We start from the raw sequence: 14,208 nt of genomic DNA, 5'->3' as shown, positions 1-14,208 counted from the left end.
TGAAAGGAAATGCCGATGGTGATCGGTGATATCGCACATCTGCTGATGGACGAGCCGCGGCGACTGGACGAACCTATCGCGGTCGTTGGGATGGCCTGCCGCATGCCGGGTTCGGTCGAGTCGCCGGACGATCTTTGGCGGCTGCTCATCGAGAAGCGGGACCCGGTGCGTGAGGGACCCTTCGACCGGTGGGACGTCGACGCCTTCTACGACCCGGATCGAGAAGTGCGAGGCCGCTCCAACACTCGTTGGTCGGCCACACTCGACGACATCACCGGCTTCGATGCCGCATTCTTCGGTATCTCTCCCGCGGAGGCCGCGTCGATGGACCCGCAGCATCGGCTGCTGCTGGAGGCCTCTTGGGAAGCACTGGAACACGCCGGCATCCCACCACGCGATGTCGCGGGATCCCAGGGTGGTGTGTTCGTCGGACTGTGGAGCCAGGACAACGCCGTCCGCCTCGGCACGCACTACGACGCGATCGATGCCTATGCCGCGACCATCGGAAATGTGCACTGCACCGCGGCAGGGCGGGTCTCTTATGTTCTCGGGTTGCACGGCCCCTGTGTCGCCATCGACACCGCCTGCTCGTCATCGCTGGTCGCTACCCATCTGGCCGTTCAGAGCCTGCGAACCGGGGAAGCCGATTTCGCGCTGGCCGGTGGTGCGAACATCATGCTGACCCCGGAGTTCATGCTTTCCGGAACGCAATGGGGGATGTTCTCACCCACCGGGCGCTGTCATGCTTTCGACTCGCGCGCTGATGGTCTGGTGCGCAGTGAGGGCGTCGGAATCGTTGTCCTCAAACGGCTTTCGGACGCGCAACGCGACGGTGACCGGGTGCTCGCGGTCATTCGCGGCTCCGCGATCAACCAGGACGGACGATCGCAGGGACTCGTTCACCCTTCCGAAGATGCCCAGCGCATGGTCTACGCTGCCGCGGTCGCACAGGCGGGCATCGATCCCGGCCTGGTGGGGCTGGTGGAGACCCACGGCCCCGGGACCCAGGTCGGCGATCCGATCGAATTCCGCGCGCTGACGCCGATCTACGGCGACGGCGCGGGACGATGCGCGCTGGGTTCGGTGAAATCGAATATCGGCCATCTGGAATCGGCCTCGGGAATCGCGGGCTTCATCAAAGCCGTCCTCGCGCTCCAGCACGGTGTCATCCCGCCGAATCTGCACTTCCAACAGTGGAATCCGAAAATCTCTCCGGAAGGCACCCGCTTCTTCGTGCCGACCGAGCCGACCGAGTGGCCGGTGGACGCGCCGACGCGGCTGGCAGCAGTGTCGTCGTTCGGATTCAGCGGCACCAACGCTCATATTGTTCTGGAGCAGTACACGGATCCGTCCACCGCCGAGACGGCGACCGACTCCACACCGCGTCCGGTCTTGGTGCCGCTCTCGGCGACGGCGCCCGGGATGCTCGGTGCGACCGCCGCGCGGCTGTCCCGCTGGCTCACCGACAACCGCGACGGGGTCGAACTGGGCGATGTGGTGCATACGCTCGCGGTACGACGTTCGCATCACCGGTCTCGGACGGGTGTGGTTGCCGAGTCCGTGGACGAGCTCATCGACGGGCTGGACCGAGTCGCCGCGGGCGATGACCAGGACGATTCGCTCGACGACACGGTTCGCGCCGCCGCCGCCGAAGGGGCGGTGTGGGTGTTCTCCGGGCAGGGTTCGCAGTGGGCGGGTATGGGACGTCGACTGCTCGACGAGGATCCGGTCTTCGCCGCGACGATCGCCGAACTGGAGCCACTAGTAGCCGCGGAGGCCGGCTTCTCGGTGACCGAGACGCTGGGCGCCCCGACGGTGGTCACCGAGATCGACCGCGTGCAGGTCGCCCTGTTCGCCACCCAGGTGGCGCTCGCCGCGGTGTGGCGGTCCCTTGGTCTGCGACCGGCGGCGGTACTCGGGCATTCGATGGGCGAGGTGTCGGCCGCGGTGGTCTGTGGTGCCCTGTCGATACCGGACGGCGTGCGAGTCAGCTGCCGCCGCGCCGCCCAGCTGGTTCCATTGGCGGGCACCGGTGCCATGGCATCGGTGGACCTGCCGCACCAGGAGGTGGCGGAGGAACTGCGTCGGGTCGCCGACGTTACGGTGGCGGTCATCTCGTCACCGCGTGCGACCGTGATCGCGGGCGGCCCGGAACCGGTGCGACAGATTGTCGAGGACTGGCAGCAGCGTGGGCTCATGGCCAGATTCGTCGCGTCCGACGTGGCGGCACACGGACCGCATCTGGACCCCTACGCTCCTCAGCTGATCGGAGCGCTCTCCGATATCCGGCCTGAACGGCCCACTGTGCCGTTCTACTCCACCGTCACCGACGATCCGCGGCAAACCGTGCTGTTCGACGGCGCTTACTGGGCGGACAATCTGCGCAAACCGGTCCGGTTTGCCCATGCGGTGCAGGCGGCCGCCGAGGATGGGCATGCCGTATTCCTCGAAGTCTCGGTACACCCCATAGTCGGGCACGCGATGCGTGAGACGCTGCAGGAGATCGACGGCGACGCGGTTGTCACGCATACCATTCGCCGCGACAACGACGACCTGCGCACCATCACCGGCCAGTTGGCCCGTCTGTACCGCGTGGGTGTTCCCATCGACTTCGGCCAGCGTCATGGGCACGGAACCCTCGTCGCAGCGCCGGCGACCACATGGAACAGGATCCGCCACTGGATCGATCTGCCGCTGCCGCACCCGGCGCGACAGCTGGCGGACGAGATTCGGCCACCGCTGCTCGGTATACACACAGTCGTCCCCGAGGCCGGGCGCAGGCATCTGTGGCAGGTCGACGTGGGTACCGGGGCACAAGCATGGCTGGCCGATCATCGAGTCGAAGGCGTCACGGTACTGCCGGGCGCGGTGTACTGCGAGACGGCACTGGCAGCCGGAATCGAATTCTTCGACTGCGCCGTAGAGCATGTACAGCTGTCCGACATCAGATTCGTCCGGCTACTGCCGGTGCGCGAACACACCACGCTCCACACCTCGCTCAGTCCACGCGGCGATCACACCGCGATCGTGGAGATGGTCAGCAAGGGTGATGGCGACGACGAGTGGATCACCCACGCGACCGCCGAGTTGCGGTACCTGCCTCAGGGGATCGGTTTCGAGCCGGTCGATCCCGCTGCCCTGGATGCGCTCTATCCCGAGCAGATCGACGTCGAGGGCAGCTATGCGGAACTTCGCGCGGACGGCTACCACCATGGCCCAGCGTTCGCCGGACTGGAGAGTCTGCGCCGCGCCGGGGACGGGAGGATGCTCGCGCGTGTCGCTGTGCCGCCCGCCGCCCGTGCCCTCGCCGGCCAAGTGAGCCTGCATCCGGTCCTGTTCGATGCCTGCCTGCAGACTCTGCTCATCTCGGCAGTCGCTGCCACCGGCAGTGCGGGTACCAGCATGCTGTTCCCAGTCGGTGTCGGATCACTGCGGGTCTACGCCGCAACCGGTGCGGCAGCATATTGCGAGGCGGCACTCGTTTCGGCTTCGGCGGACGGCGCGATCGGTCAGCTGCGAATATTCGCGGCGGACGGCTCCGTGCTGGCCGAGGCAACCAACGTGCGGTTCGCGCCAATGGAGCGGAAGACACCCACCCGCGGGCATGAGCGATTGTTCCATGAGATCCGGTGGACATCTGTGCCGCTGGAAGGGACGACCAGTGCACGCGGGACATGGCTGCTGCTCGGTGACGACGACAACCCACTGTCGGCGGCTCTGTCTGCCGAACTGACCGCGTCCGGAGCGACCGCGACACAGCTGAACGCCCGAGCGTCGGGTACGTCGTCGCCCGCGCCAGCAGTGACGAGCGCGCTCACCTCCGTGACGGACGTCGTCTTCTTCGCGACCTCATCGGCTTCAGCAGCGCCGGATATCGCGGACTTGTGCCGCGACGAGGTGATGCGTCTGATCGATCTGACCGTGCTGTTGTCCGAGTCCGAGACCGGCACACCTCGGCTGTGGATCATTACCCGAGGTGCGCAGGCGATCGCCGGAGACGAGGTGCCTACCCTCGAGCACGCTGGGTTGCGCGGTGTGAGCCGGGTGGCGATGTGCGAGCACCCCGGTCTGCGCACGACCTTGATCGACGTGGAACCGGGCACAAGCGACCTGCGCAATCTCGTTGCCGAGCTGTTCGCCGACGGTCCCGACGACGAGATCGTATGGCGAGGCGGGCAACGCTGGGCGGCTCGGCTGGTCAACGCTCGGATCAGCGACGAAACCTGGCGAACACGGCCACAGCGGATCCAGCGGTACGGTCGTGACCGGATCTCGCTCGACATCGCTCGCCCGGGTGATCTGGACACGATCGGCGTAGTCGCCCGACCGCGTCGCGCCCCGGGGCACGGTGAGGTCGAGATCGGGACCACGGCCATCGGCCTGAATTTCGCCGACGTCATGCACATGCTCGACATGTTCCCCGACCTGCACGGCACCTCCGGCCGACTCGGCCTGGAATGCGCCGGCGTCGTCACCGATATCGGTTCTGGAGTGCACCACGTGCGGGTCGGCGATCGGGTCATGGCGTTCCACGACGGCACGGCGGACACTTTTGTCACCATGCCCGCGGAAGTTGTTGTTCCCGTGCCCGAAGCGATGACCGATATTCAGGCGGCCGGTGTGCCCGCCGCCTACCTGACCGCCTGGTACGCGCTGACCCGGATCGCCCGCCTCGGTGCCGGCGAGCGAATCCTCATCCACGCGGGCACTGGTGGAGTCGGCTTGGCCGCGATCGCCATCGCGCGCTCGCTCGGTGCGGAAGTACTCGCCACGGCGGGCAGCGATCGCAAGCGCTCCTACCTCCGCGAACTCGGCGTGCAGCACGTGATGGACTCCCGCTCACTGGACTTCGTCGACCAGACCTTCGCTGCCACCGGCGGCGAAGGAGTGGACGTCGTGCTGAATTCGCTATCCGGACCCGCACTCTTCGCGGGCCTGGAAGTGCTGAACCTCGGCGGTCGATTCCTCGAGATCGGCAAACGCGATATCTACGCCAATGCCAAATTGGGACTGCTGGCGTTGCGCCGCAACGTCACGGTGGCCGCCGTAGATCTGGCCGTCCTCGGACGAGAACGTCGGCCTCTGATCCGGGATCTGCTGAACGAACTGGTGCGGGAGTTCACCGCCGGTCGTATCGACCCGCCGACCTGTACCGAATTTCCATTCACCGAGGCGGCCACCGCATTGCGATACATGGCTGCTGCCAAGCACATCGGCAAGCTGATCCTGACGGTTCCGCGAGAGGGCGAGATCGAGGTCGCGGCTGCGGAGGGCAGCACGCCGATCGTGCGCGAAGGCGCGAGCTACGTAGTCACCGGCGGACTCGGCGGGCTCGGCCTGGAAATCACCCGTTGGCTCGCCGACCGCGGTGCCGGCCGGATCGTGCTCAATGGCAGATCGGCGCCTTCCGAATCGGCTCTCGCCGTGCTGGCCGACATTCGCGCGGCGGGTACGCAGATCGAGATCATCCGCGGCGACATCGCCGAACCTGGTGTCGCCGAACAACTCGTCACGGCGGCAACGGCGGACGGGCGGCGTTTGTCCGGGGTACTGCACGCGGCGACGGTCCTCGATGACAGTGCTCTGAGCCAGCTGAGTGCCGACCGGCTCGACCGGGTATGGCGGCCGAAGGCGACCGGCGCGTGGCGGTTGCACGAGGCAACCTGTGAGCTACCACTCGACTGGTTCGTGCTGTTCTCCTCGGTGGCTTCGCTTCTCGGCAGCCCGGGACAGGGCAACTATGCCGCCGCCAACGATTGGCTCGACTCTTTCGCCAGATGGCGACGGGCGCGCGGGTTGCCGGCACAAGCCATCAACTGGGGCGTGTGGGGAGAGGCCGGCCGGGCAACGGAGCTGGGCCAGCACGGGTACGCGGCGTTCAGCACCGCCGAGGGTCTGCGCTGCCTGGCGGATCTGATCGACCACGAGCGGACCAACGCGGGCGTCTTCATCTACGACCCCGAACACTGGTTCCACGCTTCTCCCGGTGCGGCCGAATCTCGGTTCTTCGCCGACATGCCGGCGCGAGCGGCGGAGGAATCCGACGTGAGCAGCGACGACGGCATCAACTCCCGGCTGCGGACCGCCGCGCCCGATGAGCGGATCCGGCTCGCGCTGAGCTACCTCGGTGTGTGCATGCAGACAATACTCGGACTCGGCAGTGCCTCGGTCGACTCGAAGACGATGCTGTCCGACCTCGGATTCGACTCGCTGACCGCGCTCCAGTTGCGCAATCGGCTCGAAGCGGACCTGCAGATGAAGATCCCCGCCACCATCGTGTGGACGCATCCCAGTGCGGGCGAGCTGGTCGACTATCTCCTGGAACGCCTCGATCTGGAGGCGGGGACGGACGATGAGCAGACGCATGCCGTTCCTACCGACACCGTCGTCGCGGCCGGACGCTGGTTCAAGACGTTTGCGCCACGGCCCGACGCCGCGACACGGTTGTTCTGCTTCGCACACGCTGGAGGTTCGGCATCGACCTACCTGCCGTGGAGCGATCTGCTTCCCGAGCATGTCGAGTTGCACGCCGTCCAATTGCCTGGACGTGAAGACAGGGCCGAGGAGGAACCACGGCGCGATCTGTTCGCGCTGGCTGAAGAACTCGCGGCAATGATCGCGGCGGACCCGGATCGTCGTCCGTTCGCATTCTTCGGGCACAGCGGCGGTAGCCTGCTGGCGTTCGAGACCGCTCGTGCGCTGTGGGTCGGCCACGCCATCACTCCGGTGACGCTCGGGATTTCGGCCGTACCGGCACCCGACGGCCCAGGAATGGCCCAGCTGTCGGAACGCCTTTTCCGTCACCCGAGTCCGGAGGCTCTGGAGGCGTTGGCCTTCATACCGCAGGAGATCAGGCACGAACCCAGTCTGCTCGAACGAGCCACACAGGCCTTGGGCTACGACTACACGATGTACCGCGGTTATCAATACACTGCCGCATCTGTTCCGCTCGACTGCCCTGTTGTGCTGTTCACCGGCGACGATGACCCGCTCTGCAAGCCCGAGCACCTGGCGGGATGGGATAAGCAGACGACCGGTTCCGTAACAACCCACGTTTACCAGGGGGATCACTTCTATCTCCGAAACCACCTCCCGGAATTGATCGAACAGCTGACGAAAACGTTCGAACGAATCCCGCCCCACGGCCGGGCCATCCGGGCCGGCTAGCTGTTCCGGCGTTCGGTAGATCTCCGGCTACGGACGGCGAAATACGCTGTCTTCGTGCCAGGACGCGAATCGATCTCCTACCGCGGTAGGAGCCCGCGGCCCGCTCTGAGCACGATGCACCGGGCCCGACCTGGCGGTTAGCCTTACAGGATGGATGTGACCCACGCCATCGGCTCGTCGGCGGGCGCCCAGTCGGCGATACCGTTCCGCGAGAGTGGGCGCGTCCGGGATCGGTTCGTGGCCTTCGTGTGCAACCCGGTCGCGATCTTGCGCCGCAATCTCGAAGAGCTGCCGTTCGACTATCCGCCGTCGGTCATGATCAGCGCTGATGCTGCCCTGCTCGTGGTCGGTGTCGGCGCGGTCATCCAGCGGCACGAATATTTTCCGACCGCGCTGCCGATTCTGGCGCTCATCCTGGTCTTTGTTTCGGTGCCGCTGTTCTGCTTCTTCGGTGTGGCGCCGAGTCCGATCCTGCTCGCCGTCTCCGGCCTGGTCGCGACGGCCATCATGCTCACTCAGCCGGTGTCGTCGGACTTCTCGCCGTTCATCCTGGTGGTGATGGTCGGCGAGGTCGCGGCCATCGTGCGCAAACGCTTCAGCGCATTGTTCGCGGTGATCGCGGTGCTCGAGTTGACGGCCTTCGACGCGGCCGGTCACTTGATGTGGAGCGTGACCGGTGAGCGGTTGCAGGGCATCCAGATGTACATCGTCGGTATCGCTCTGGGCTGGCTGGTCGGCGTGATGCTGCAGTACCAGCGCAAATTTCTTTATCAGGAGCGCCAGAGCCAGCAAATCCGGGCCGAACGCGCCGCCGACGCGGAACGCAGCCGAATCGCGCGCGAGGTGCACGATGTCATCGCGCATTCGCTGAGCATCACCCTGTTGCATCTGACCGCCGCTAGGCACGCGTTGCAGACCGACCGCGACGTGGACGAAGCAGTGGACGCGCTGGTCGACGCCGAGCGACTCGGCAGGCAGGCCATGGCCGATATCCGCCGCACCATCGGCCTGCTCGATACCCGGCCGTCAAAACTCGTTCCGGAGCCCGGTATCCGCGATATCGATGACCTGGTCGGCGATTTCGCCGGGGCCGGATTGGATGTTCGCTACACCCGTACCGAGGATTTGTCCGCGGTATCCGCGGCGGTCGGACTCGCGCTCTATCGGATCGGTCAGGAGTCCCTGGCCAATGTGATCAAACATGCGCCCGGCGCGACCGCGACCGTGCGATTGGAGGTGGACTCGTCGGTGGCCCGACTCATCGTGAACAACTCGCTGCCTAAGGGATTACCGCCGGATCCCGGCGGCGGGATGGGACTGTCCGGTATGCGCCAGCGCGCCGAACTGCTCGGCGGCCGCATCAAGACCGGCCCCTTCGACGATGGTTGGACGGTGCGAGCCGAATTCCCGCTGAGCGGCGCGCGGGCCTTGTCGATGTCGTGCGGTCTGCCCGAGGTGATCCACGGGGCCGCGAGTGCCGTGCGTGACATGCGGCGCGACGGTGCGGTGGGGGAGGGCGCGTGACCGCAGGGGCTGGGGCCGGTGGCGAGCCCGTCACCGTGCTGGTCGTCGACGATCAGGAACTCGTCCGTGGCGGCCTGCGGCGCATTCTGCGCCGCCGTGACGGTTTCGTGGTCACCGAATGCGCCGACGGCGACGAGGTGCCCGCCGCGATCGCGGCCAACCGGCCCGATGTCGTACTGATGGATTTGCGCATGAAGCGTATCGGCGGCATCGACGCGACCCGCATGCTGCGTGCCCGCGACGGTGCGCCACCAGTGCTGGTGCTCACCACCTTCGACGACGACCAACTGCTCTCGGGTGCGCTGCGCGCCGGGGCGGCCGGATTCATTCTCAAGGATTCACCCGCCGAAGATCTCATCCGGGCGGTCCGCACGGTCGCCGTCGGCGGAGCGTGGCTGGACCCATCGGTGACCGGCCGCGTGCTCTCGGCATATCGAACGGTTCGCCCCGCCGTCACCCGCGACGACAGCCGACTCGCCGAACTCACGGCACGCGAGTACGAGGTGCTCGAATTGATCGGGCGCGGCCGCGTCAATGCCGAGATCGCACGCGACCTCGGCATCTCGGAAGTCACCGTCAAGAGCCATGTCGGACATATATTCGGCAAACTGGAGCTGCGGGACCGTGCGGCCGCTATCGTGTTTGCGTTTGACCACGGGGTGGTTGCACCAGGACAATCCACGGGTTGACGGGCAGCCGGATCGCGCATACCCGGAGCTGGTGATGGGCGATTTTGCCCGGGATGTGGAGGAATGACGGGGTGGACGGACCTGGATGGAGAGTCGGCAGTCGGTTCGGGCCGTACGAGCTCAGAGCGCTGCTCGGCAAAGGGGGTATGGGCGAGGTCTACGAGGCGTACGACACGGTGAAGGACCGCGTGGTCGCGGTCAAACTGCTGTCCGATGAACTCGCCAGGGACCCGGTCTACCAGGTGCGCTTCCGGCGCGAATCGCAGGCGGCCGCCCGGCTGGCCGAGCCGCACATCATCCCGATTCACGACTGGGGCGTGATCGACGGTGTGCTGTTCATCGATATGCGGCTGGTGCCCGGCACCGACCTGCGCGAAATCCTGCGCGATCAGGGGCCGATGAGCGCCGAGCGCGCGATCGGCATCATCGAGCAGATAGCCGCGGGCCTGGATGCCGCGCACGCCGACGGTCTCGTGCACCGCGATGTGAAACCGGCCAACATCCTGATCACCGAGGCGGACTTCGCCTACTTGGTCGACTTCGGCATTGCCCACACCGAGGGCGACAGCGCGGTGACCCAGGCGGGCATGGCTATCGGTTCCTACACCTATATGGCGCCGGAGCGGTTCGATTCCGGACCGGTGACCGGTCGCGCCGATATCTACTCCCTCGCCTGCGTGCTGCACGAATGCCTCACCGGAGCGACACCGTTTCCGGCCGGAAGCATGAGCGCGCTGATCCGGGCGCATCTCACCGCGGCGCCGCCGCGACCGAGCGTGCGGCGGCCGGGGGTTCCCGCGGCGATGGACGAGGTGATCGCCCGCGGCATGGCCAAGCAGGCCGCCGATCGCTTCCCGACCGCGACCGATCTGGCGCGCGCGGCCAGGGCCGCACTCGCCACCGCGCCCGCCGCGAATACACCGACCTTGATCGTGCGGCCGCCCGACCCCTCTCGCGGACCCTCGGATCAGGCTGTGGTGCACCGCAGTCCGACGACGCCCGCGGAGTCGACGGGAACGATTCCCGCGGTCATCCATCCAACCGCGCCGACGGTGGTCTCGCTCGCAGATCTGCAGTTCACGCCGTTGCCGCCGCAGCCGCCCGCCGCACCGCCGACCGGGACGCCCGGCGTTGGCCGGCAGGTGCGGCCGTTTCCGGATGCGCATTTGTACGAGGAGTCGCCGCCGGAGTCCCCGCAGCACTTGCCGTTACCGCGGTACCCGAGTGATCCGCCGACTCGGCGGTATCCGGACCAGCCGCAGTACTCGGAGGCGTCGCAGGCCGAGCAGACTCAGCGGTATCCCGAGTCGCATTACTCCGCCGCCCGGTATCCGGAAAACTATGGCGCGCAACAGGATTCGTCCGCACCGGAGACCCGCCGTGTCCCGCTACCGCAACCCTTCTCCGGCACACCGCCGTTCGAGCCGCCGCGCGGCCCGGCCCATGCGGCGCCCAACCCCTACCGGTCATCGGCGCAACCCGCCGAATATTCGCCGCAGGGCTATGCCGCGCCCGACTACGAAGACGATTACTACGCACAGGATCCCGCCGCGGATCCGTATCGGCGGGATCGATCGGTCCTGTTGCCGATCATGGTCACCGTCTTCGTCATCGTGGTGCTCGCGGTCGGCGGCGCCATCGGCTGGCAGGTGCTCGGGTCCGGCAAGTCCGGGGATACCACTGTGCAGGCGGGTGCGCAGGTGACCACGACGGCCGCCAACGGCACCTCCGGCCGTTCGACCGCGTCGCCGTCGACCTCGACCACCAAGGCCGCACCCACCACGGTCACCCTGCCCGCCGGCGCGACGAACTGCACCAACGGTCAACCCATTTCCGGCAGCTTCACCCAATCGGCCACCGGATCATCGGTCACCAGTTGCGGTTTCGCGGAAGCCGTCCGCAAGGCCTACGCCGAATCCGCGGCCACGAACGTCTCGCGCTCATCACGCTCAGTAGTCGCGACAAGCCCTGTCACCGGCCGCAGCTACACCATGAACTGCGTCGCAGACGGACAATTGGTCACCTGCACCGGCGGTGAAAATGCGGTGGTCTACGTCTACTGACACAGCAACCGCGGCGAACACGCAATGACTTCGTGTCCATAGGATTCCCGCATTCCATCTCCTGTGCGTCCACGCTATGTCGGGCCCAGTGGACGTCGACGATCCCGAGATAGCGGGTGTGGCTCTCCGGTGAGTGCCGAGAGTGCTTCCGCGATCTCGACGATGCTGATGCGACGTAGGTGAACGTCGTACGGGCGCGTGCTGTGCTTCTGCTGGTCCAGCGTGTATAGGCGATGGCGACGCCGAATTCCCGCTCGATCCACGTCAGGGTGGTGTGGCGCAACCAGTGCACGCTGAACTGGAGTCCGGCGGCCCCAACTCAGGTGCGTAGCGCGCGGTGACAGAGGTAGCGGCGGGAGTGTTCACTCGATGGAACCGTTTCGAAAGACGGTGCGTCCATTACTGATAGAAGTGCCTCGAGCCGACCGGCACTCAGGTCCCACTGTCCGAAGCGCCCAGCACGGACCGGCGACCCGAGACCCTGGGTCGGCATGTACATGACTTTTGTGAAGGAGAGTGTTGACTTGACCGGGTTTCTGCAGGTGGACATCGATGTGTTGAGTAAGACAGTTCAGTCTCTCCGCGGCGCCGAGCAGGTTCTCAACGATGCGATGAACGCGATGAAGGAGGGCGGCCACGGCGACATCGGGACCAAGACTCTCAACGACGCCGTCGACAGCTTCCAACGACGATGGAAGTTCGGCATCGAGCGGATCGGCGAGTCCGCCAAGGCAACCGCGGACGGTGTCGCGCAATGTCTCGATGCGTATCGACAGACCGACCAGGCATTCGCCAAGGTGGTCGAGCAAGCCACGAGCGTCGTCGACGGACAGCCGAGCACCTCGGTCACCGCATGAGCCAGAACTCGTACCCCTACCTCGGTTTCAACCCGGTTCCGGGCGCGCCTGACGACGTCGCAGGGCTGCGCGGGCAGATCAGCACAGCCGCGGAGGCGGTGAAGGAGACCAACCAGCTGTTGAACAGTCTGCGCAACAGCAACGAGAACGTCTGGCAGGGTGAGGGCGGCGACGCTTTCCGCGCCAACTTCGATGCCACGCTCGCCCAAGACCTCGGCTACGCACAGAACTCGCTCGAAAAGGCCGTTGGCCTGCTTGCCGAATGGCACACGGATCTGGTGGGTTTCCAGGACACCGCCAAGGGCTTGGAAGCCGAAGCTGCCGAGGCCAAAGGGCAGTACAACAGTGCACTTCAAACATTGCAGCAAGCTCGGTCGAACACAGACTTGGGTCTGGGCAGTATGACGTTCACCGATCCGGTCGAGCTGCAAGCCGCGCAAACACGCCTCAATGCCGCCACCGCACAGGTCAATGCCGCCGTCGCAGCAGTCAACACCTGGGAAGGGAATGTCGATTCGATCATCCGCCGCGCGCGAGATCTCGAAAGCACACACGACAGCACGGCTCGGCGGATCGCCAGTGAACTGGACGCGGCCGCAAAGGATTTCGCGCCCAGCCCACCCGATAAGAGCATCTGGGATCGCATTACCGATGCGATAAAAGGTATCGGCCAATGGATCAGCGATCACCGAGAGCAGATCCACGATGTCTTGGCAGGAATAACTGCTGTTACCGGCCTTCTCGCGTTGGTGACACCACCGCCCGCCGACGCGATCTTCGCGGGTATCGCGCTCGTCGCCGGTGTAGGTGTCCTCGCAATGGATGCCCTCGATCCCGAAGTCCGTGACGCGCTCGAGGATGTCTTTTCTGGGGATTTCAATAGTGATGCACTCGAGAAGATTGGGATGACGGTCGGTCTCGACAGTCTAGGTGTCATACCTGGCGTTGGCGGGGCGGTAAAGGGTGTCAAAGCATTTACTGAACTCGGAGAATTTGCGCCTGCTATCAGGTCGTTCACTGAGGGAGCGCAAGCGCCGGGGATAGCAACGAAACTTATTGATGGTGTTCCGAATGTTGTCAACAAGATTCCGCTGATGCCGTCTGCCGTGAGCCGATCCATGGGCGACTTCACCAGCTTCTTCGAAGACTTCGGCCAGGCCAGCAGGTTGGAGGCGGGGACCTCGGCGGCTGGTATCGAACTGTTCTCGCGGGCCGGGAAGGCTGGCCTCGGGCTCTTCAACATTGGGAACATAGGAAATGGCTGAGACAACGGTAGATATCTGGATTCCGCACGGCTTCATGGCAATGCCGCTGACCGATATCGAGAGACGGATAGGGGTGGCCCAAGAGATCGTTGGAGAAATGCGTCCGTCGACCATGAAATCCATGGCTGAGGCTATCTTACCCACTGCGGCAACGCTCTTTGCAGAACTAGTGCACAGGGATGCGAGGTATTGTGGCATAGGTCGGCACCTGACGTCGGACGGAAACCCGATAACATCATGTATCACGATTTGCGTGTATGAAACCGGCGGAGAGAAGATCAACCCACGCTTGGCCTTAACGAATCTGGTCGAGTCCAGGGCCGAATCCGGCGAAACATATGATATCGAAATGGTGGAGGTGGACGGTCGGCCAATGATGTTCGCTGAACGAGTGACAGAGCTCCCAACGCCGGAACTTCCGGGGAGGCCGTATGTGAGTAACGCAACGGCTACGTACCAACTCGAAGCGGTAGTGCCGTCGAATGACGGGTCAGCCCTTGCTGCTGTCGAGTTATCGACCGCAGCGGTCGACTATGGCTCGGAATTCCGAAAGATGATGGTCGATATGGCACAGTCGATCGAATTCCGGGCGCACCGTCGGTCGACGTCTCGCCCCTCGTCGCTGGACTTGTGAGGGCTTTCA

Annotated in this window: 7 protein-coding genes; all 7 read left to right on the top strand. The window is 65.4% G+C overall.

The window, feature by feature from the left end; genetic code table 11:
* Positions 1-15 precede the first annotated feature (15 nt).
* The 7 genes from ACQP2U_RS32200 (at position 16) to ACQP2U_RS32170 (ending at position 14,199) form a co-directional block, all read left to right on the top strand.
* Positions 16-7,167 (top strand): SDR family NAD(P)-dependent oxidoreductase, encoded by a 7,152-nt coding sequence (locus ACQP2U_RS32200; protein ID WP_433710891.1) that lies wholly within the window; start codon positions 16-18, stop codon positions 7,165-7,167.
* 150 nt (positions 7,168-7,317) lie between these two features.
* On the top strand, positions 7,318-8,691 hold the full coding sequence (locus ACQP2U_RS32195) for a sensor histidine kinase (RefSeq protein WP_433710889.1): 1,374 nt from the start codon (positions 7,318-7,320) through the stop codon (positions 8,689-8,691).
* 35 nt (positions 8,692-8,726) lie between these two features.
* On the top strand, positions 8,727-9,380 hold the full coding sequence (locus ACQP2U_RS32190) for a response regulator (protein ID WP_397032703.1): 654 nt from the start codon (positions 8,727-8,729) through the stop codon (positions 9,378-9,380).
* Positions 9,381-9,451: 71 nt separating this feature from the next.
* Positions 9,452-11,443, top strand: coding sequence for a protein kinase domain-containing protein (locus ACQP2U_RS32185; protein ID WP_433710888.1), 1,992 nt, complete (start codon positions 9,452-9,454; stop codon positions 11,441-11,443).
* Positions 11,444-11,967: 524 nt separating this feature from the next.
* On the top strand, positions 11,968-12,300 hold the full coding sequence (locus ACQP2U_RS32180) for a hypothetical protein (protein ID WP_433710887.1): 333 nt from the start codon (positions 11,968-11,970) through the stop codon (positions 12,298-12,300).
* Positions 12,297-13,565 (top strand): hypothetical protein, encoded by a 1,269-nt coding sequence (locus tag ACQP2U_RS32175; protein WP_433710886.1) that lies wholly within the window; start codon positions 12,297-12,299, stop codon positions 13,563-13,565. Before ACQP2U_RS32180 ends, ACQP2U_RS32175 begins: the two co-directional genes overlap by 4 nt.
* Positions 13,558-14,199 (top strand): hypothetical protein, encoded by a 642-nt coding sequence (locus tag ACQP2U_RS32170; RefSeq protein WP_433710884.1) that lies wholly within the window; start codon positions 13,558-13,560, stop codon positions 14,197-14,199. Before ACQP2U_RS32175 ends, ACQP2U_RS32170 begins: the two co-directional genes overlap by 8 nt.
* Positions 14,200-14,208: the final 9 nt, after the last annotated feature.

The organism is Nocardia sp. CA-084685, from assembly GCF_050955785.1.
Lineage (GTDB): Bacteria > Actinomycetota > Actinomycetes > Mycobacteriales > Mycobacteriaceae > Nocardia.
The sequence above is the reverse complement of the archived record's forward strand: the minus strand, read 5'-3'. Positions and strand labels throughout refer to the sequence as shown.